Source organism: Luteibacter flocculans (assembly GCF_023612255.1).
GTDB classification, from domain to species: domain Bacteria; phylum Pseudomonadota; class Gammaproteobacteria; order Xanthomonadales; family Rhodanobacteraceae; genus Luteibacter; species Luteibacter flocculans.
Map to the genome: position 1 here is coordinate 1,992,379 of NZ_CP063231.1, position 19,453 is coordinate 2,011,831.

At 64.3% G+C, this 19,453-nt stretch carries 18 protein-coding genes; 12 read left to right on the forward strand and 6 right to left on the reverse strand.

The features are described from left to right. Positions 1-3: 3 nt before the first annotated feature. From IM816_RS08380 to IM816_RS08390, 3 genes are all read right to left on the reverse strand, one after another. Positions 4-4,152 carry a CheR family methyltransferase gene (locus IM816_RS08380; RefSeq protein ID WP_250340534.1) on the reverse strand — a complete coding sequence of 1,383 codons (4,149 nt, stop codon included), beginning with the start codon at positions 4,150-4,152 and terminating at the stop codon, positions 4-6. 77 nt (positions 4,153-4,229) lie between these two features. Continuing rightward, the gene (locus IM816_RS08385; RefSeq protein ID WP_250340535.1) at positions 4,230-5,540 is read right to left on the reverse strand and encodes a sigma-54-dependent transcriptional regulator; all 1,311 of its coding nucleotides are present in this window, start codon (positions 5,538-5,540) and stop codon (positions 4,230-4,232) included. A gap of 115 nt (positions 5,541-5,655) precedes the next feature. Continuing rightward, on the reverse strand, positions 5,656-6,546 hold the full coding sequence (locus IM816_RS08390) for a manganese catalase family protein (RefSeq protein WP_250340536.1): 891 nt from the start codon (positions 6,544-6,546) through the stop codon (positions 5,656-5,658). 199 nt (positions 6,547-6,745) lie between these two features. Here IM816_RS08390 and IM816_RS08395 point away from each other — a divergent pair, with 199 nt between their 5' ends. Next, positions 6,746-7,255: a ferritin-like domain-containing protein gene (locus IM816_RS08395; protein WP_072320855.1), complete on the forward strand. Its 510-nt coding sequence runs from the start codon at positions 6,746-6,748 to the stop codon at positions 7,253-7,255. A gap of 9 nt (positions 7,256-7,264) precedes the next feature. Here the strand turns inward: IM816_RS08395 and IM816_RS08400 are convergent, their stop codons facing one another. Then, positions 7,265-8,104 carry an SDR family NAD(P)-dependent oxidoreductase gene (locus IM816_RS08400; protein WP_250340537.1) on the reverse strand — a complete coding sequence of 280 codons (840 nt, stop codon included), beginning with the start codon at positions 8,102-8,104 and terminating at the stop codon, positions 7,265-7,267. Positions 8,105-8,330: 226 nt separating this feature from the next. On the opposite strand from IM816_RS08400, the gene IM816_RS08405 reads away from it, so the two are divergent. The 8 genes from IM816_RS08405 (at position 8,331) to IM816_RS08440 (ending at position 13,146) form a co-directional block, all read left to right on the forward strand. Then, a complete protein-coding gene (locus tag IM816_RS08405) occupies positions 8,331-9,521 on the forward strand; it encodes a zinc-dependent alcohol dehydrogenase (protein WP_250340538.1) in 1,191 nt (396 codons plus the stop codon). Positions 9,522-9,531: 10 nt separating this feature from the next. Next, entirely contained in the window at positions 9,532-9,939 is a 408-nt protein-coding gene (locus tag IM816_RS08410) for a hypothetical protein (protein WP_250340539.1), read from the forward strand. A gap of 380 nt (positions 9,940-10,319) precedes the next feature. Continuing rightward, positions 10,320-10,577 (forward strand): hypothetical protein, encoded by a 258-nt coding sequence (locus tag IM816_RS08415; RefSeq protein WP_072320857.1) that lies wholly within the window; start codon positions 10,320-10,322, stop codon positions 10,575-10,577. 118 nt (positions 10,578-10,695) lie between these two features. Then, the gene (locus tag IM816_RS08420; protein WP_072320858.1) at positions 10,696-11,202 is read left to right on the forward strand and encodes a YciE/YciF ferroxidase family protein; all 507 of its coding nucleotides are present in this window, start codon (positions 10,696-10,698) and stop codon (positions 11,200-11,202) included. Between the two features lie 68 nt (positions 11,203-11,270). Continuing rightward, a complete protein-coding gene (locus IM816_RS08425; protein WP_250340540.1) occupies positions 11,271-11,579 on the forward strand; it encodes a DUF3247 family protein in 309 nt (102 codons plus the stop codon). Positions 11,580-11,663: 84 nt separating this feature from the next. Then, positions 11,664-11,990, forward strand: coding sequence for a hypothetical protein (locus IM816_RS08430; protein WP_250340541.1), 327 nt, complete (start codon positions 11,664-11,666; stop codon positions 11,988-11,990). Continuing rightward, a complete protein-coding gene (locus IM816_RS08435; protein WP_250340542.1) occupies positions 11,983-12,561 on the forward strand; it encodes a DUF4142 domain-containing protein in 579 nt (192 codons plus the stop codon). The genes IM816_RS08430 and IM816_RS08435 overlap by 8 nt, the downstream gene beginning before the upstream one ends. A 126-nt stretch (positions 12,562-12,687) precedes the next feature. Continuing rightward, on the forward strand, positions 12,688-13,146 hold the full coding sequence (locus IM816_RS08440; RefSeq protein ID WP_083527245.1) for a cupin domain-containing protein: 459 nt from the start codon (positions 12,688-12,690) through the stop codon (positions 13,144-13,146). A gap of 65 nt (positions 13,147-13,211) precedes the next feature. Here IM816_RS08440 and IM816_RS08445 read toward each other — a convergent pair whose 3' ends face one another. Beyond that, positions 13,212-15,845 carry a bifunctional diguanylate cyclase/phosphodiesterase gene (locus IM816_RS08445; RefSeq protein WP_250340543.1) on the reverse strand — a complete coding sequence of 878 codons (2,634 nt, stop codon included), beginning with the start codon at positions 15,843-15,845 and terminating at the stop codon, positions 13,212-13,214. 279 nt (positions 15,846-16,124) lie between these two features. Here IM816_RS08445 and nhaA point away from each other — a divergent pair, with 279 nt between their 5' ends. Continuing rightward, a complete protein-coding gene (gene nhaA / locus IM816_RS08450) occupies positions 16,125-17,315 on the forward strand; it encodes a Na+/H+ antiporter NhaA (protein WP_250340544.1) in 1,191 nt (396 codons plus the stop codon). A gap of 4 nt (positions 17,316-17,319) precedes the next feature. Here nhaA and IM816_RS08455 read toward each other — a convergent pair whose 3' ends face one another. After that, positions 17,320-17,742: a universal stress protein gene (locus IM816_RS08455; RefSeq protein WP_250340545.1), complete on the reverse strand. Its 423-nt coding sequence runs from the start codon at positions 17,740-17,742 to the stop codon at positions 17,320-17,322. 151 nt (positions 17,743-17,893) lie between these two features. Here IM816_RS08455 and IM816_RS08460 point away from each other — a divergent pair, with 151 nt between their 5' ends. Then, a complete protein-coding gene (locus tag IM816_RS08460; RefSeq protein WP_250340546.1) occupies positions 17,894-18,793 on the forward strand; it encodes a universal stress protein in 900 nt (299 codons plus the stop codon). A gap of 51 nt (positions 18,794-18,844) precedes the next feature. Next, a complete protein-coding gene (locus IM816_RS08465) occupies positions 18,845-19,441 on the forward strand; it encodes a GNAT family N-acetyltransferase (RefSeq protein WP_345779965.1) in 597 nt (198 codons plus the stop codon). Positions 19,442-19,453 lie beyond the last annotated feature (12 nt).

Sequence of the window (19,453 nt, forward strand, 5' to 3'; positions counted from 1 at the left end):
GCGTCAGTTCCCCGGGCGCTGCGTTTTCGCACGGGCCACGCGCCCGAGCAGGGCCAGCAGGGCGCTCATCGACACGGGCTTGCTGAGGTGTGCGTCGAAGCCGGCCTGCAGTGCCTTGCGTTCGTCCTGGGGCCGTCCGAAACCGGTCAGGGCAATGGCGGTCACTCCGCGGGCGCTGTCCAGTTCACGCACGCGACGGATCAGATCGAAACCGTCCATTTCGGGCATGCCGATGTCCGAGAGCAGAATGTCGTACTCGCCCGTGGCGAGCCGTTCCAGCGCCTGCTGGCCCGACGGCACCGCGGCGACGGTGGCACCTTCCAGTTCCAACAGCTCGGAGAATGGCGCGAGAAGTTCCTCCGAGTCGTCGACGAGGACGACGCGGCAACCGGTGAGGTTGCCGCTGGGCAGCGACAGCACCGAGCCGTGGGCGCTGGCGACGGCTCGCAGAGGAAGCGTCACCGTGAACACCGCACCCCTGTCCGGGCCGTCCGACTGCGCGGCCACCGTGCCGCCATGCAGTTCGACCAGTTGCTTGACCAAGGCGAGACCGATGCCCAGACCGCCACTGGCGAGATGCCGTCGGTGATTGCCCTGCTCGAAGATGTCGAAGGCGCGGGCGAGCACATCGGGAGGCATGCCTATGCCGTCGTCCGCGACGCGCAGCGACACGGCGTCGCCGCCGCGATCCAGGCGCACTTCGATATGTCCGTCGTGCCGGGAGAATTTTCCGGCGTTGCTGAGCAGATTCCATACGATCTGTTCCACGCGCACGGCATCGGCCATCAGCGTCACGTCTTCCGCGGGGAGTTGCACGTCCAGACGGATATCCCGACCTGCGAGGTCCTTTTCGATGCCTTCGGCGATGCGGCGAATGCAGTCGGAGACGTTCACTGGGGCGACGTTGAGGGTGAGCTTGCCGGTATTGATCCGCGACAGGTCGAGCAGGTCGTCGATGATCTGTGCCTGGCCTTCCACCGTGCGGCGAATGGCTTCCGCGGCCTTCCGCAGGCGCGGATCGTCTTTGGCGGCGGCTGTGCGCGCCACCAGTTCCGCATTCATGAGAATGAGATTCAACGGGTGCTTCAATTCGTGCGACATCACCGCCAGGAACTCGTCCTTCAACTCGATCGTGCTCTGTGCCTGCTGGCGGGACGCCTGCTCGGCCGTCAGCAGTTCCTCGCGCAGGCGCTCGCGTTCCTTGTCGGTGGTGACGTCGCGGGCGATCTTGGCAAAGCCATGGAAGCCCCCGCGGTAGAGCGGCGTAGTGATGCCGCTGCAGAAGATTCGCTGCCCGTCGTTGCGCACGTGCCAGCGGTCGTCATGCGCGCGTCCTTCATGGCGGGCCTGCTCCATCTCGCGGCGGAACGCTCCGCGTGCGCGATCCTCAGGGGTAAAGATGAGATCGCCGTGGTGGCCGATGGCGTCGTCCGCCGAATAGCCGAAGATCCGCTGCGCGCCCTTGCTCCAGGACGTGATGATGCCATTCGTATCGGTCGTCAGGATCGCGAAATCGGTAGCGCTGTCCGCGACGAGTCGCATGCGCTCGTCGCTGTGGCGCGCGGCTTCCTCGGCGGTGCGCCGACGCGTGATGTCGATGAACGTGAGCACGGCGCCTTCGATGCGGTCTTCGGCCGTGCGGTAGGGAAGAATGCGCGCGATGTACCAGCGGCCGTCCTGGCTGCCGACTTCGCGTTCCACCGTGCGCAGCGACTGAAAGGCCTCGGCCGCGTCGTCGGCCAACGCCGGATAGTCCAGGCTGTGGTTGAGGTCCAGCAGAGGACGGCCGAGGTCGGCGGCAATGAGCCGGAAGACGTCCGCGGCGCGGGGTGTGAAACGCTTGATGCACATGTCCCGATCGACGAAGACCGTGGCAATGTCGGTCGAGGCGACCAGATTGTGCAGGTCGTCGTTGACCTTGGCGGTTTCCTCGACCTTGAGCTTCAGCTCGTGATTGACCGTAATCAACTCTTCATTGATCGACTGCAGTTCTTCCTTGCTCGTTTCGAGTTCTTCCGTGGCCGAACGCAGTTCCTCGTTGATCGACTGCAATTCCTCGTTCGAGGCCTTCAATTCTTCGCTGGAGCTTTCCGATTCCTCCACCGTGGCCTGCAGTCGTTCCTTGGCACGCTTCAGTTCCTCTTCCAACTGCAGCAGCATGGGTGTCTGCTCGGCCTGAATCTCGCCGTGGGTCGCGCTGTCCTTGATCGTTGTCTCGTGGAACAGCACGAGCTGATACCCAGCCTCGCTATCGGGACTGCGAACAGGCCGTACTTCGATCGACACGGCTACCGGTACCCCGTCCCGGTCCAGTACGACGGCGCGTGAGCGTGCGGGCTTGTTCTCCTGTGCGGCCTGGAAAAGCGAGGTGCGCAACTCTAGCCGAAGCTCGGGCACGATCAGCGCCGTGAGTTGATAGGAGGGCGCACCGCCGATCATCCGCAGGTACGGCGCCGCGTCCTCCGACATGTGCGCGATGTGCCCCTCGCGATCGACGAGCACGCTCGGGGGCGCGTTGTCCTCCAGCGCCTTGCGATGCACTTCGCTGAGCGAGCGGAGCCGGCGTTCGTGCGACGCGGCGGCAGCCGTAGCAGCCTCGGTGGCGACCTGGGCCGGCATTTCGCGAGTGGGGCCCTTCAGATAATGCGCCACATGCCCGCCCGGCGCCGCCCGGTAGATGCGGTTCTTCTTGTCCACCGGGATGAAAAGCTTCGATGCGGCGTCGGCCGATTCCGAACTCCCGAGGAAAAGGTAACCCCCGGGACGAAGCGCGAAGTGGAACATTTCGAGGATCTGTACCTGAACGTCTCGCGTGAGGTAGATCAGAAGATTGCGGCAACTGATGAGGTCGAGCTTCGAGAAGGGGGGATCCTGCAGCACGTTGTGCCGTGCGAACAGCACCTTCTCCCGAAGATGCTTCGGTACGCGATAGAAGTTGTCGTTGCGCGTCAGAAACCGGTTGACCCGGCTGGGTGCGATGTCGGTCACGACGGCTGCCGGATAGTTGCCCTGCCGGGCTTGCGCAATCGCATCGTCGTCGATGTCGGTAGCGAACACCTGCACGGATGCGTCTGCCGGGGCGGCCTCCGTAAGCAGCATGGCAAGGGAATAGGGTTCCTCGCCCGTGGCGCAGCCGGCACTCCACGCGCGAAGACGGCCCCGTTCGCCCAGGTCGGCCACCAATTGCGGAATGACCTCGCGCTCGAGTGCCTCGAAGGCTTCACGGTCGCGGAAGAAGTTGGTGACGCTGATCAGCATGTCCTTGAGCAGCGCGGGGCGCTCGTTCGGATGGTCATGCAGAAAGTGGCGATAGTCTTCGAGCGTGTGCAATCCGTTGACCTGCATGCGACGCTCGATGCGTCGCAGGACCGTGGCTCGCTTGTAGGCGCTGAAGTCGTGGCCGGTCTTGGCCCGGAGTATCAGCATGATGTCGCGGAAGGCGTCCTGATCCAGAAGTTTCCCCTGGGCCTGGGGCTCGCCGGGTTCGTTGCCCGCCTCCGATGCGTCCTCCGGCACGCGGATGTGCGCGGCCTCGCGCGTCAGAGAGAGAATGCGCTCGGGCAATTCGGCTACCGGCAGCACGATGTCCACGGCGCCCGTGGCGATCGCGGCACGCGGCATCTGGTCGTACTCTGCGTCGAGGGGGTGCTGGGCAAGCGTGATCCCGCCGCGCTCCCTGATGCGCGCGATCCCCACGGAACCGTCGGCGCCCGTACCCGTAAGAATGACCGCGAGTGCGCGTTCGCGATGTACCTCGGCCAGTGTGCGGAAGAAGAAATCGATGGCGACGTGCTTGCCGCGGATCTTCTCCATGTCCGTTACCCGCAGGTAACCGTCATTCATTGACAGTGCCTTGCGTGGCGAAATGACGTAGACCTCGTTCATGCGCAAGGGAACGGGCTGAGTCACTTGGGTCACTCGCATGGACGTAGACCGCTGGAGGATGCGGTCAGCCACACTGTCGTGTTTGGGCGAGAGGTGCATCACCACGACGAAAGCCATGCCGGGTGCCGCAGGCATGCCTTCGAAGAAGCGGGCCAGCGCCGCCAGGCCGCCCGCGGATGTGCCGATGCCGACGACCGGGAAGGTGAGGTCGCTCACCTTGACGGTGGGATCGGTTTCCGGATCGGGTGGGGGCATCGGCAGGGACATCGGAAGACCTTCGGGGACGAATGCGCGATTGTCACCCAGTCATGGCCGACGTGGGCGATTCGCCAAGGGAACCCGCATCAGGCATCGGTGGCGAGTGGCGAAAACGCAGCCTGGCGGTAGCGGACGAGCTTGTTGTAGATAGTCTTGGTGCTTATCCCGAGTTGCCTCGCGGCCATCGTGCGGTCGCCGCCACAGGCGGCCAGCGCTTCGAGGATCGCCGTTCGTTCGACGTCCGCGAGCGTTACCGGCCTTGGCGGCGGAAGAGCAGCCTGCGCATCCGTCGGGCGCTGCAATACGAGCCGTTCGCCACCTTGCAGGTAGGCTCGCTGCACGACCTGCCTCAGTTCGCGTACATTGCCGGTCCATGCATGGCCGCGGAGGGCATCGAAGGCGTCCGCCGCAAAACGACGCAGCGTTCCGTACTCCGCATTGAGCCCGTCCAGGATGGACTGCGCAATCGGTATGAGATCGCCGGGACGCTCACGCAATGACGGCATGCGTACCTCATAGCCGGCGACGCGGAAATATAGGTCGGCGCGCAGCCGTCCTTCGGCTATCGCCTCACGAGGAACGCGATTGGTGGCCGCTACGATGCGCACGTCCACGCGGCGTGGCATGCGGCTGCCCAGTGGCGTGATCTCCCCGCTTTCAAGGAATCGGAGCAGCGCGGCCTGAACGCCGAGGGGCGCTTCGGCCAATTCATCGAGGAACAGCGTGCCGCGATCCGCCTCGGCGATGAGGCCTGCCTGATGCTCCACCGCGCCGGTGAAGCTGCCGCGCTGGTGACCGAACAACTGGCTCGCGAGCAGGTCGGGCGATAGCGTCGCGCAATTAATGGCGTGGAAGGGCCCATCCCGTCCGCTGCGCGTGTGGACGAGACGTGCGGCCAGCTCCTTTCCCGTGCCGCTTTCGCCGTAAATGAGCACGGGAATCTTGCTGGGTGCCACGGTGTGCAGTTCTCCCAGCACCGCGCGCATCGCGTCAGACTCGCCGAGCAAGCGCCCCCTGTGGGCTCCGCTGGCGCTTTGCGGCGTACAGGCCAGCAACGCCTGAAACGTGGCAAAACGGAAAGGCTTCGTCAGTACGCCGAGTGTGCCGGGGACGCATTTGCCCGCCCAATGCGCGAGCGCGGCGTCGCCACTCATCACGATCTTCCGCGTGCTGGCAAAGCGAGGCTCCGACAGCAACTCCAGGCCGCAACCATCGGGTAACCCGATGTCTACGAGGGCGCAATCGAAACGACGTGTGGCCGCGGCTTCCACGGCCTCGCCAAGGGTCGTGACCGGGTGTGCTTCGAAACCCACCTCGCGGGCAAATCGAACGGCCTTCTCTGCAAAGGGGCGATCATCGTCGAGGACGAGCAACGTGCTGGCAGGCATCGTGGGCATGACGAAAGACTCCGGGGACTTCGGAGGCTGCGTCGCCCGCCGTGAGGACAGGGTCAACGCAAGGTCATGGCTCGGCACGGCCGGGACGCGGCAGTGTGCCGCGTCCCTTGCACCATCAGCCTTTCGATTCCTGCTGAAGCGTCCCAAGGTCCGCGCCAGTGACTGGGTCGCGCTCGGGGTCGGATTGGCCGCGTAGTGCGAACGCCTGCACCGCTGCCTTTTCCTTGGCGGTCAGCGCGACGTCTGCATGACCGTCGCCTCCGTCCACGGGGATGTTCTTCTCGTTGGGCACCATGACCTCACTGAAGCCCTTGCCCTCGGCCCACGGCCCTGTGCTATCGCCTTCGCCACGCGACGTATTCACATAGGTATCCGTGAAACGAGGATCGCCCGGCAGCTTGCCCGGCGGGAAGCTCTTGTCCATCGAGTAGAGCGCCTTCTCGAACGACTTCTGGTGAGCGATCTCGCGCGTCATCAGGAACGTCAGCGCATCGCGCACACCCGGATCGTCGGTGACGTTGATGAGGCGCTCGTACACGATCTTGGCACGCGCTTCGGCGGCAATATTCGAACGAAGATCCGCGGTCGGTTCGCCGATCGTGTCGATGTAGCCGGCGTTCCACAACTGGCCTGCCGAATTGACGAGGGCAGGGCCGCCGCCGTAGAGAATCTGCGTCACGTGGCTGTCGTTGCCCGCGCCTTGCAGCGCACGGTACATCTCCGCCTGCTGATCGGTGGTCTCGGCCAGCAATCCCTTCGCGCCACGGTTCAGCATGGCGATGATGGAACCGATGACTTCCAGGTGGCTGAGTTCCTCGGTGGCGATGTCCAGCAGCATGTCCTTCCGGCCCGGATCTTCCTCGGCGAGGGCCTGAGTGAAATAGCGCATGGCAGCGGCTAGCTCACCTTGCGGTCCGCCGAACTGCTCGAGCATGAGGTTGGCTAGGCCCGGATTGGACTCGCCCACGCGCACGGTGTATTGCAATCGCTTGTTGTGGTTGAACACTGGCTTGCTCCTGGCGGCTGGCTGAGACGTCATCTTTTCCAAAGCCAGGTGCAGGTGGGGGGCAACATCAGTGAGGACCCATACACACTGCTGAACTGCGGTGCGTCATGCATCATCGCGTCGTCACATGCTTTCGCTTCGCACTGCACGTGTGCTCCATGACGATGACCGCTCCCCAACATGACATAGGAACACGAGCATGGCCGAATTGCGCGAGAACCTTCTGGACTGGCTTCGTGATGCACATGCCATGGAACAGCAAGCGGAGCAGATGCTTCGTGCGCAGGCGTCCCGTATCGAGCACTATCCCATCGTGAAGGCGCGGATCGAGCAGCATCTCGATGAAACGCTTGGCCAGCAGGCGTTGTTGAAGGCATGCATCGAGCGCCTGGGCGGATCGACCTCCGTCATGAAGGACACGTTGGGCCGCATGATGGCATTTGGCCAGGCGGCGGGCGGCATGGCGAACTCGGACGAGATCGTGAAGGGTGCCATCGCCAGCTACGTATTCGAGAACCTTGAGATCGCGACCTATACGTCACTCATCGCCGCAGCGAAGACAGTAGGTGATGTCGAGACCCAGCGCACCTGCGAGCAGATCCTGCCCCAGGAACAGGCTATGGCCGCGTGGATTCTCGAACACCTGCCGGAGTTGACCGAAGAGTTCCTCGTCCGGGACGCCACCCCGGACGTGGAAGCCAAGCGCTGACCAAGCGCATCAGGGACGCGGCGGCGACTCTTTGTCGCCCCGCGCCCGTCGTGGATCGTCGACGTCTTCGTACATCTTTTCATTCATACGCGCTTGCAGCTGTTCCGACATGAAGCGGCGCGAGAACACCATGGCCTTGTTCACCGCACCGACTACGGCGACGCGTTCGCCGCTCATGACCGCCTCGTAGCCGACCTGGGCCACTTCTTCCGGGTCCATCAGATTGGCTTTCTGAAAGGCGAAGCTCTCTTCGAGATCGCCCTTCGGAAAGAAATCAGTGTCTGTCGGACCCGGGCACAGCGCGGTCACCGATACGCCGGAGTCCTCCAGCTCCGTGGCGATGGCCTCACTCCACGAGAGCACGAAGGCCTTGCTCGCGTGGTAGACCGACATCGTCGGGCCTGGCTCGAAACCTGCGATCGAGGCGGTGTTGAGCAGGCGCCCATGACGTTGCGCGACCATCCGCGGAAGAAACAGCGAGGTCAGGCGTAGCACCGCCTCCACGTTGAGCCGCACGATCGACAGATGGGTGGCAATGGGCACCTCCGCGTAGTTGCCCTTGAAGCCGTGGCCCGCGTTGTTGACCAGGATGTCCACCTTCCAACCGGCGCTCAGTATGGCCTCGTCGATGACGGTCATGGCGTCCTTGTCTTCCAGGTCGACGGCGACCACGAGGGTATCCACGCCGTGACGCTGTTCGATATCGATGGCGATGCGCTCCAACTCGGAAGCATCAGGCGCGACAAGGCAGACCGGATGCCCATGCGCGGCGAAGCGATGGGCGAGGTGCAAGCCAATGCCGCTGCTCGCGCCGGTGATGAGAACACGGTCGGTGCTGCGAATGTTCATGGGCAGTCTCCTGGCTGGGACGGGGGCGCGGGACGCAGCGCTGTGAGCAACCTGGGCGTGCGGGCCTCAACGACGTGTTGCCTGCCGATGAAAGCGTGTGCACGTGAGTGAACGCAGCGATATCGCGCGCATACGTACCGATGTGCCTGCACGGACACGCGGTCTTGCCGCGATCGCGACGTGCGGCAGCGAACGATCGACCTGTCCCGACGCGAAGGAGATCTCGATGCTAGCTACCACCTATCGGCGCCCCTACCGGGTCAGCGCAAGGCATGTTCCCGACCCGGTGATCGAGCACCCGTTCGACGCCATCGTGCGTGTCCTGCGCAGTTGCATATGCGGCTCGGACCTGCACCTCTATCACGGGCTCGTTCCCGACACGCGGGTCGGATCGATCTTCGGCCACGAATTCGTCGGCGAAGTGGTGGATGTGGGGAGCGGTGTGCGGAACCTGAAAGTGGGCGACCGCGTGCTCGTGCCGTTCAACATCTTCTGCGGCACTTGCTATTTCTGCCAGCGCGAGTTGTACAGCAACTGCCACAACGTGAATCCCGAAGCCACGGCGGTCGGCGGCATCTACGGTTACTCGCATACGACCGGCGGATACGACGGCGGGCAGGCCGAGTACGTGCGCGTGCCCTTCGCGGACATCGGTCCGACGATGATTCCGCCGGACATCCACATCGAGGATGCGGTGCTGCTGACCGACGTCGTGCCCACAGGTTACCAGGCGGCGGAGATGGGCGATATCCGCGAGAACGATACGGTGGTGGTCTTTGGGGCCGGTCCTATCGGTCTGCTCGCCGCGCGCAGCGCGTGGTTGATGGGTGCGGGTAGGGTGATCGTGGTCGACCACGTGGACTATCGGCTCGATTTCGCCCGGCGCTTTGCGCACTGCGAGACGGTGGATTTCCGCTCGGTGGGCGATATGGCGATTCACATCAAGAAGATGACGGATGGCCTCGGCGCGGATGTCTGCATCGATGCCGTGGGCTGCGAGGCCTCCGGCAGCGTGATGCAGCGAGTGACGGGTGTCACCATGAAGCTCCAGGCGGGTGCCGCCACGGTTCTGCACTGGGCGATCAATTCGGTACGCAAGGGCGGCAACGTATCCATCGTGGGCGTCTACGGACCCACCTTCAATGCCGTGCCGATCGGCAACGCGATCAACAAGGGGCTGACATTGCGCATGAACCAAGCCAGCGTGAAGCGGCATCTCCCTCGGCTCATCGAGCACATTCAGGCGGGTCGCCTCAATCCGCGCGAGATCATCACGCATCGCGTGCCACTGGAGGAAGTGAGCGACGCGCACGAGATGTTCTCCGGCAAGAAGGATCAGTGCATCAAGACGGTACTGATTCCGCCCGGTGTCGATGTGGCTGCCTCGACTACCGCCGCCCCTATCACTACGCCTTGAGGTCCAGCGCATGAATCACGAACACATTCCGGGTTGGGGCGCAGACCTCGACCGCTCTCAGCGTCCCGCAGTGCCCATGGAGCGACGCCCGCCGCGATTGGAAGGCGTGCACTGGAGCGATCCGCCGCCCGCCCAGCAGTCCAGCGTTGAGATATTGAAGTCCACCGAACACCTCAAGATGCCGCCGGTGTTCGGCACGAGCGTGCCGCCGCGAGGGGTGAGCGGGTGGATTCGTCGACGTGCCTTCCGCCACAGTGAGAACGATCTGCGGCACTGGCTGATGCTGCTGTTCGCGGATCGCGTCGACGTGGTGGAAGGCGTGTTATCCGACGGGCGCCGCTCGCGCGGGGCTCGCTCGGCGGCGGCGATCGTCGGCGCCACGCTTGTTGCCGCCTGGTTGCTGCGCCGCTCGCCCTGATCGCGTTATCGTCCTACGGCGATCCTGATTACCGAAAGCACGGACAGGATCGCCACGACAGCAACACCAGCCGCGTGAGGATGAGGGGAGGCACGGCAGTGTCCTCGTTTGGAGTTGCCAGGATTGGCATGTGAGCACTGCGCAGCATGTCGCGCTGTGTAGAGGGCGTCGTCACCCGACTGAACGAGGCGACGAGCGACGACTGGCCGTGTGCTGCGTGACGTGCAGACGTGGTGGGGCCGCTAAGGACGTGTCGCAAAACATACCTACATGACGGTAATTCTTTCCTCCCGGCGAGGTCGGTCGCGTCCTGCGAGCGCGCAGAGGCCGCATCAGAGAACGGTTTGCGTCGTTGGCACGCGCCTTGAATGGGCAGGCGCATGACTCAAGACATTGCTTCGCCCATCATGCTTTATCTCCCCCTCGCCCAGCGGAACGACGCCTTCCCCTGGGAGGTCTTCCACGACACGCATCGCATGGGCGCCTTCGCGACCCAGGACGAATGTTTCCGCCATGGACTCCGTCTTGCCGAGAGCATCGGACGCCGCACAGGGCGCAGCGTGCGATTGAAGATCGAGAACGACGACGGCACCTGGGAGACCGTCGACGCGTTCGAGCCGGACGGCATGGAGGCGTGACCACAGCCGCCTAACGATTTCTTCGAAGATGTGGACCGTCGTTCACGCCATCCATCTGCATGCACGACAAGCTCGGGCGTAGCGTTACGTCTTCGGAGTCCACCACGGAGAACCCACCATGGCAGTAAAGACGATCGAAGATCTTTTCATCCACGAGCTCTCGGACATCTACAGCGCCGAAAAGCAGCTTACCCGCGCACTGCCGCGCCTCGCCCGCGCAGCGGAGTTACCTGAACTCAAAGAAGCCTTCGAAATGCATTTGGAAGAGACCCAGGGGCAAGTCGAGCGTATCGACCAGATTGTGGAGACCCTGGGCATCCGCCTGAAGCGGATGAAGTGCGCCGCGATGGAAGGCCTCGTCGAAGAGAGCAAGGAAGTCATCGATGCGATCGACGCCGGTCCGCTGCGTGACGCGGCCCTGATCGGCGGCGCCCAGAAGGTGGAGCATTACGAGATTGCGTCGTACGGCACGCTATCTGCTATCGCGAAGCAGCTCGGTTACAAAGACGCGGTCACGCTACTTCAGGCCACGCTGAAGGAGGAAAAGTCCACTGACGAGAAACTGACGATGCTTGCTGAGCAGGCGGGCAATCAGCGGGCCGCACAGAAGCAATCGGCGGCCTGATCCCGCTGCCGTGGGAGCCGCCATGGCGGCTCCCAAACCCGCAATGTCATCGGAAGAGGAATCTCGCCATGGGGCGTATCGCACGAACCGTATTTACCGAACCAGCGGACATCGCGCAGATGGAGCGTTGGGTCGAAGAGCTGGCCATCAATGCCCGCGTGCGCATTCACGTGGTCGAGGGGCCGCCGGCAGAGGGTGTGGTTGCCGTGACTCCGACGGTCCAGGTGTTCAAGAATGCCGACGACATCGAAGGCATCAACGGCACCGTCAAGCTGGAAGATGCACAGCGACCCGGCTGGAGCGGCGTGGTGTGGCTGGGCGACATCGTGCGTGTCGAACACCTCGACTCGGTGACAAAGGGAGCGACGCGGGCCTAGCGTACGGCGGCCGATGCGGACTTTCTCGATCGCGACGTTCCGGTCACATCCGCGGAGGCAATCTGTGGGGCGAGGTGAGCCGACATGATGATGACGATGGTTTTCGCGCTGGGCGTGAGCGCCTTGGCGCCTGCAATGCCCCAGGACGCCACCCCTGCGCACGCCGGAACGGCTCAGGGCCAGAGCGTCAACGGTGGGCGTCCCCAGCGGATTGGAGATACCCCGCGTGCGGGTTCGAAAGCGCGCAGCCAGCACTGGGACGACGGTATGAATACCAAGCGCGCGCCCGATCCCGGTCGGCGCGACGAATACGGTACGCCTAAGGTGACCCCGCCCAAGGGCCAGGGCACGAACAATGCAGGGGGAATCCCGAAAGACGAGCTTGCGCCGAAGGAGCACGACGATGAGTAAAGCCGGTAAGGCTCTCGGTATCGCCTTCATGGGGGTACTGGCGGTGGGCGGTGGCGCAACGTGGGCGCAGCAACGCGGCGGGGCCGACCAGCCGCAGCCCGCGGGCGATCGGAAAGCGCAGATAACGCCGACGGACGAAGGCTTCGTACGCGGTGCCAGCGACGCTTATCAGATGGGAAGTCGACTCGCCACGCTGACGGCCGCCCGAGCGAGCGATCCTGCGGTGAAATCCTTCGGGGCCGCCATGGTGAAGGATTTCATTGCCCTCAGTGACGCGTTGAAGCCGGCTGCCAGTGGCGAAAAGGGCTATCAATGGGCGGAGCAGCCCGCGCCCGAAGACAGCAAGATTCTTGGCGCGCTGGAGCGTATGCAGGGCAAGTCGTTCGATGAAGCCGTACCCGTACAATTTGTCGCTCTGCTGGAAAAGCTTCGTGCCGCGCTGTCGACCGAAATCGAAAAGGGGCACGATCCACAGGTGAAACCCGTGGCGCAGAAGCTGCTTCCGACCATCGAGAACCGATTGCATCAGGCCCGCGCGTTGAACAAGCGCGGCGCTGTGCCGAGATCGTGAGCGAGAAGCGCGCAGTTTCTTGACCGCGCGCCTTCAAAAGTCGGCGCGCGCTACCTATACTCAGTGTCCGACGCCGCATGCGGGCGTCGGAACACTCTTGGATTTCCATCTGTAAGGAGACATCGCATGGTTTTTTCCACCGCGCGCGCCTGCGCGTTCTGCGTCATTGCCTTTGCGTCAACCGCGCTTTCCGCGCAGCCCGACGCCACCTCGACGTCCGCTGAGACGATCTCGTTTCCCGCGAACGACCTCCACTGGGTCGAGATCCCCGATACCGGCGGTATCAAATACGCCAATGTCAGCGGCGACCTCACCGGCAAGGGAACCTACGAAGCGTTCGTTCACTTCCCCGGCGGCAAGGCCAACCCGTTCCATCACCACACGCAGGCCCTTCCCACCGTGGTGCTGAAGGGAACGTTCTACGCCATCATCGACGGCAAGCGTACTGAGTATCCGGCGGGCTCCTTCTACCGGCTGCCGGCGAAACTTGCCCATTACAGCGGTTGCAGCAGCAGCGAGGATTGTCTGCTGTTCCAGTATCAGGACGACCATTTCGACATGGTGCCGCTGAAAACGGCGAACTGATCGGTACGCGTCGCGTACCTTCCGGCCTCGCACAGCCCATGCCTGTGCGAGGCCTTGTGCTTGGCTCACACCGTAGGAGCGGTTTGGAACGGCGCAGCCCTGTCGCGGAGGTGTGCCGCAAGCACCGCCATGGGCATCGGTACGGCGAAGTAATAGCCCTGAAGCTGGTCGCACCCGTTCTCGCGCAACCACGCATATTGACGCTCGCGTTCCACCCCTTCGGCCACGACGGTCATGCCGAGCGTGCGGGCCAGCGCAATCATGGATCGGCAGATCGACGCAGCACGCTCGTCCGCATCGATGTCGACAATGAACGAGCGGTCGATTTTCAGCGCATCGATCGGCAGATCGCGCAGGTAGGCCATGTTGGAGAACCCCGTGCCAAAGTCGTCGAGCGATACATGAATGCCCTCGATGCCGAGCTTCTTCAGCGTAGGCACCGCATGCTGGCGATCCATGAGGCTGCTTTCGGTCAGCTCGACCTGAAGCGCGTCCGGTGCCAGGCCATAGGCGCGCGCGGTCGCCTGCAATTGAGCGGCCACATCGGCGCGCTGGAACTGCAGGGCGGAGATATTGATGGCGATCGGCAGCTCGAACCCATGGCTGACCAGCGCCACCCGTGCCCGTGCGGCCGTCTCGATCACCCACTGGCCCAACGGCACGATAAGACCCGTTTCCTCGCAGAGGGGAATGAAGACATCGGGCGGGATGAAACTTCCGTCGGCCTGAGGCCAACGTGCGAGGGCTTCGAGCTTGCACACCGCGCCCGTGCGAGCGTCCACGATCGGTTGAAAGTGCATATCCAACTCGCCGCCCTCGATCGCCTGGCGCATGCGCGAGGCGAGCGTGAGGCGTTCCACGGAATGCCGCGCCATGGCCGGTTCGAACACCTTCGGACCGTCGGGTTCGACGTCGGTCCGCACGTGCGCCGCAAGCGCGGCGTTCGCGATTACCTGATGCGCCTTGGCGCCATCGGTTGGATGCGATGCGACGCCCAACTGAGGGTCGAGCGTGTGCGACGTATCGTCCAGCATCACGGGTTCGTTCACCGCTGCCAGTAGCGCCGCCATCGCGGCGGCACGGCGGCCTGGGTCGTCGATGGCGAGAAGAAAACGATCGCCTGGACGGTGGGCGACCATGCCGTATGCCGCGGCGAGCTCGCCGAAGCGCGCGGCCACCTTGCGCAGCACGTTCCGTCCGACCTCGAGCCCGAAGGTGTCGCTGACCCGATCCATGCCGCGCAGGTGAACGTAGAACAGTTCGTACCATGCGTCCTTGCCCAGACCATGATCGAGGTAGTCGACCAAGGCCTCGGTATTGGGTAGTCCTGTCGTCACGTCATGGGTCGCGCGATAGGTGAGGGCACGTTCGAAGCGGATGCGTTCGGTGACGTCTTCAGCCAGGACCAGCCGCGCGGTGCGGCCGGAGAGGTCGATGTCTGCCGCATGGATGCGCACGTCCAACGTGCTGCCATCCTTGCGTCGATGCATCCAAAGGCGATCAGGTTCGCCGTCGCCACCCTGACGCAGCGCCTCGATGGTCTCCCTGAGCGCTCCCTGGTCGGCGGGTGGGCGGATGTCCGTGATGCGCATGGCGAGGAACTCCTCGCGCGAGTAGCCGTAATTGCGCACGGCCGCCTCGTTCACTTCGAGAAAGGCGAGGGTGCCGGTGTCGAAGACCCACGAGGGCAGGGGATTCCGGTCGAAGGCCAGGCGGAAGCGTGCCTCGGCGTCGGCCAACCGATCCGACGTAGCCGTGATCTCGGCGAGATAGGCGACCTGTGCGGACTCGCTCGCGTGCAGGCGGCGATACAGGAAGATCATGCCGGCCCAGTACACAAGGTAAAGAAGCACGCTGTAGAACGTGAAGCGATACCAGGGCGCGAGCACGTCGGCGGTGGGAACGCCTACGCCGACCCAGAACGGATAGTCACTCGGAGGGGCTACCGCAACCACGCGATCCACCCCATCGATGTGGCTTATCTGCCGCTCCTCGCGGTTCGAACCGGGCTCGAACAAGGTAGTGACGGGCTCGCCGATCACGCTGCGCCCATCTCCGCTGCGGGCCAGGATGGTTCCGAATCGGTCGGTGATCGCCGCGACGCCGTGGCGGCTCTTGCCGAGGTCGTCGGCAATGGCCTGCAGGCGGCTTTGCTTGAGTCGCGCGACGAGCCAGCGACCGTTCACGACGGGAACCGCAAGCGGGACCACCCAGCCGCCGTGCCAGGGTTGCAGCGGGCCGATCCGCAACGCACCGCGCCCGATGGGCGAGGAGGCGACCCACGTGGCGAGCGTCGGGTCGTCCACGCCAGGCGTGAGCGCTTTGCCGTCGGGATCCATCAGCACCAGGTTGGCTAGCTCGCCGTAATGATGGGCGACGCGATCGAGGTCGTGCGAGATGTCCAGCAGTTCGTCGTCGGAGTAATTCACCGCGAGGGGCGCGCTCTCCTCGGCCAGGTCCACCATGGCACGCTGGATGTCCCACAACAGCGAGGTGATGATGCGCTGGCCGCCATCGGCGACCGCCTGATCCTGGCTCTTCGCCACTTGCACGCGCCGTTCGTGATCGCTCACGATGACGAAAGCCATACCCAGGCCGAACATCAACGCAAGAAGGCCGCCGACCACGCGGATCAACCGCGCGGAGCGGTAGGGCGCGTCACGGGCCGTGACGGTCGCTGGCGGTGGAGGGCGATTCACCAGCGCACGCTAGCAACCTCCCCAACGCCCGGCAATAGCTCGTTTTTCAGCGCGTGAAGGGCGCGTGACGACGTACTTGGCCGCCCCCGCCGGACCGGGTGGCCGTCGCTCCGAATGTCCTCACCCAGGGCTCAAAAGACGGTTCGTTCCTCGCGGTCGCGCGAGCTCTCGAAGGGGCCGGATCGACGCGCGTTCCCGCTCCCGGGGGCGGGTTTTCCTTTACCTGCCGACGCGGGGATGGAACCATGCGTTCTTCCGCGCGTTTTTGGATATTCCGTTTTGATCAAGACCCTCGTCTGGCGCCCCTTGCAGCGCCTCATCGATTTCATGTCCGGTTCCGCCACGGGTGGGCTTGTGCTCATGGGCACGGCGGCCCTCGCCATGGTGGTCGCGAACTCCCCGCTCGGGCCTGCCTATTTCGATGCGTTGCACGTCGAGCTGGGTCCGCTCAGCGTGCTGCACTGGATCAACGATGGCCTCATGGCCATTTTCTTCCTGCTCGTCGGGCTCGAAATCAAGCGCGAATTCATCGATGGCGAGCTGGCGTCCAACCGCTTGCGCATCCTGCCTGGGCTCGCCGCCTTCGGTGGCATGGCAGTACCGGCGCTGATCTACCTCGCGATCAACTGGAACAGCGGCGACGCAGCCAACGGCTGGGCCATCCCATCGGCGACCGACATCGCCTTTGCGCTCGGCGTCGCGGCACTGCTGGGAAGCCGCGTGCCGGCATCGCTCAAGGCCTTTCTTGCCGCGTTGGCGATCATCGACGACCTTGGTGCCGTCATCATCATCGCGGTGTTCTACACGCCTGGGCTCGATCTCCTGTATCTCGGTCTCTCTGCAGCCGTCGTCGCTGCGATGGCCGTCGCGAACCGTCTCGGCGTTCGCAGCCTTTGGCCGTATCTGACGTTGGGCGTGGTGCTCTGGATATGCGTCCACGCGTCGGGGGTGCATGCCACGCTGGCAGGCGTCGCCACCGCTCTGTGCATTCCGCTTCGCGATGGCGAGGGGCGCCTTCCGTCCGACGGCGACTGCACGCATTCGCCCTTGCTCCGGTTGGAGCATGCTCTCCATCGTCTGGTGCCGATCACGGTGCTGCCGCTTTTCGGCTTCGCCAATGCGGGCATTTCCTTTGCCGGTCTCGGCGTAGATGCATGGCTCGCGAGCACGACCCTGGGTGTCGGTCTCGGTCTGGCCGTGGGCAAGCTCGTGGGCGTGTTCGGCACCTCGTGGCTCGCCGTCCGCCTGGGCTGGGCAGAAATGCCCCGAGAGGCCTCCACCGTGCAATTGCTGGGTACCGCCTTGCTGTGCGGTATCGGCTTCACGATGAGCCTGTTCATCGGCATGCTCGCGTTTCCCACGCACCCCGAACTCCAGGACGAGGCGAAACTCGGCATCCTGGCCGGCTCCGTGCTGGCCGGCCTGGCAGGGTGGCTGGTGCTGCGTACCGCTTCCAAACGGGCGGGGTGAGCGCTTACGGGAACACCATCACCGGTGTGTCGCCTTCGAGGATCACGTCCCGGGCCACGTTGCGCAAGGAACGTGCCTCGCCCGCGTGACCGTGCATCACGATCAGATGACAACCATAGCGGCGCGCTTCTTCCACGATCGCGATCGCGGAACGCGCGTCGACGACATGGTGGGTGCTGACGCGTACGCCGTGCCCGGCAGCGATCCGAGCGGCGCTGTCGAGGCACTCCGCCGCTCGCTCGCTCGCCCGTCGTTCAACCTCGCCACCTTCGATCAGGTCGGCAGCGAGCTGCACCGCGGGTAAAGGCGCGGTGACGTGGAGTATCTGCAGGTGGCAACGCAGTGTCGCCGCCAACTGCGCGCACTGTTCCGCGCAGCGCGCGGCGCCCGGCGAGCCATCGGTGACCAGCAATACGTTCTCGAACATGGTGGCTCCTGACGAAGTACAGGCCGGTCCGCCGGCACAGGCGATAGCGTGCCTGCAGTCGTTCGGGCGGCAGTTGACGTGCATCAAGAACCCCGTGGGATCTCCGCGTTAGAACGCAGTGGCACCTCGCGTTCACCCGATGGAGTTCGCCATGTCCAGCCTCGCCACTGCGCCTTCCCATACCTCTCCGGCCGGGAGCCACCAGGCTCTCCGCGATATCGCCGTTGTCGTCAGCCGGTTGCCGGCCGATCTGACCTCGTTGACGGTGGCTGCATCGCTTGCGCGCCGATACGGTGCGGAGCTCGATGTGGTCCAGGTACTGCCATTGCCCCTGCCCGTGGCCGACGCCTGGTCGTTCGTACCCGACCCGGCCTGCATGGAATGGTATGTGGAGCTACGCGAGCAGGCGGCGCGACAGAGCGTCGAACTCCAGCGACGCCTGGACTCCCTGGGCGTGGCGGGACACGTGCGCGTGGTGGAGTCCTTCTACGACGCGCCGACGGGCGTTGCGGCGGCGGCAGCGCGCCATGCCGATCTGAGCGTCATCGCGCGTCCAGCCGATGCGCCCGCGGATGCGTCGCGCGCGCACGGCTATTTCAGCTCGCTTCTGCTGGAATCGGGGCGACCGGTACTGATGGTGCCGAGCGCGACCGAGGCATCGACCCTGCCGCCGCGACACGTGGTGATCGCATGGGCGGACACGAGCGAAGCCACACGCGCCGTGCACGACGCCATGCCGCTGCTGCAGACGGCGGAAACCGTCGACATCGTCATGGTCGATCCCGTGGAGAATGCCATCGAGAACGCGGCCACCTTCGGCGCAGCGCTATCCGCGCATCTGGGTCGGCACGGCGTGACACCGCGCGTGATCGTCGATAAGTCCCGCGGACGTCCGATCAGTCGGATCATCCTCGATCGCGCGAGTCGGGCTCGCGCCCAGCTCATCGTGGCGGGTGGTTACGGTCACAGCCGCATGCGTGAATGGGTCATCGGCGGAACCACGCGCGGGCTGTTCCTCGATTCGCCGATTCCCGTCCTTTTCTCGCACTGACGTCGCATCCGTTGACCCAGGTCAAACGACGCCCTGCGAAACGACATCACCATGTTCACGTCATCCCTATTGGAGAACGCCATGTCGAGCCATGCCGCCAGCCCTTCGCCGGACACCGCTGCCTTTCCCGCCGTGACCGGTGAGCATTGGATCGAGACCCTGGCCGACGGCAGGCGCGTACTGATTCGACCCTTGAAAGCCGAGGACCGGCTTCGCGAACAGGCATTCATCCGCCGCCTGTCGGCCGAATCGCGACGCTGCCGTTTTCTGGGTGAGATACGCGAGGCGTCCGAAAGCGTGATCGACGACCTGATGGACGTCGATGGTGTCCATTCGCTGGCCTTCATCGCACTAGCCCACGACGATGGTGAATTGCGCGAAGTGGGTGTCAGCCGCTATAGCGCGACGAATGAACCCTGGCGCTGCGAGTGCGCCGTCACCGTAGCCGACGACTGGCGCCATCAAGGTCTCGCCGCCACGTTGATGCGCCACCTGATCGTCGTCGCCCGTCGCAACGGCTTCAAGCACATGTTCTCGATCGACCTCGCGGAGGATCGCGGCATGGAGGAGCTGGCGCGCGAACTGGGTTTTGCGCGGGCACTCGACCCGGACGACCCGACGCTCGTCATCCATACGCTATCCCTTTGACGGGACGCGACC

Coding starts and splice junctions, on each gene's coding strand:
- IM816_RS08435 (WP_250340542.1), top strand. CDS start 11,983: ATGAGTAAAGCCGGTAAGGCTCTCGGTATCGCCTTCATGGGGGTACTG.
- IM816_RS08410 (WP_250340539.1), top strand. CDS start 9,532: ATGAATCACGAACACATTCCGGGTTGGGGCGCAGACCTCGACCGCTCT.
- IM816_RS08415 (WP_072320857.1), top strand. CDS start 10,320: ATGACTCAAGACATTGCTTCGCCCATCATGCTTTATCTCCCCCTCGCC.
- IM816_RS08380 (WP_250340534.1), bottom strand. CDS start 4,152: ATGTCCCTGCCGATGCCCCCACCCGATCCGGAAACCGATCCCACCGTC.
- IM816_RS08385 (WP_250340535.1), bottom strand. CDS start 5,540: ATGCCCACGATGCCTGCCAGCACGTTGCTCGTCCTCGACGATGATCGC.
- IM816_RS08430 (WP_250340541.1), top strand. CDS start 11,664: ATGATGATGACGATGGTTTTCGCGCTGGGCGTGAGCGCCTTGGCGCCT.
- IM816_RS08420 (WP_072320858.1), top strand. CDS start 10,696: ATGGCAGTAAAGACGATCGAAGATCTTTTCATCCACGAGCTCTCGGAC.
- IM816_RS08395 (WP_072320855.1), top strand. CDS start 6,746: ATGGCCGAATTGCGCGAGAACCTTCTGGACTGGCTTCGTGATGCACAT.
- IM816_RS08460 (WP_250340546.1), top strand. CDS start 17,894: ATGTCCAGCCTCGCCACTGCGCCTTCCCATACCTCTCCGGCCGGGAGC.
- IM816_RS08465 (WP_345779965.1), top strand. CDS start 18,845: ATGTTCACGTCATCCCTATTGGAGAACGCCATGTCGAGCCATGCCGCC.
- IM816_RS08400 (WP_250340537.1), bottom strand. CDS start 8,104: ATGAACATTCGCAGCACCGACCGTGTTCTCATCACCGGCGCGAGCAGC.
- IM816_RS08405 (WP_250340538.1), top strand. CDS start 8,331: ATGCTAGCTACCACCTATCGGCGCCCCTACCGGGTCAGCGCAAGGCAT.
- IM816_RS08425 (WP_250340540.1), top strand. CDS start 11,271: ATGGGGCGTATCGCACGAACCGTATTTACCGAACCAGCGGACATCGCG.
- IM816_RS08455 (WP_250340545.1), bottom strand. CDS start 17,742: ATGTTCGAGAACGTATTGCTGGTCACCGATGGCTCGCCGGGCGCCGCG.
- IM816_RS08440 (WP_083527245.1), top strand. CDS start 12,688: ATGGTTTTTTCCACCGCGCGCGCCTGCGCGTTCTGCGTCATTGCCTTT.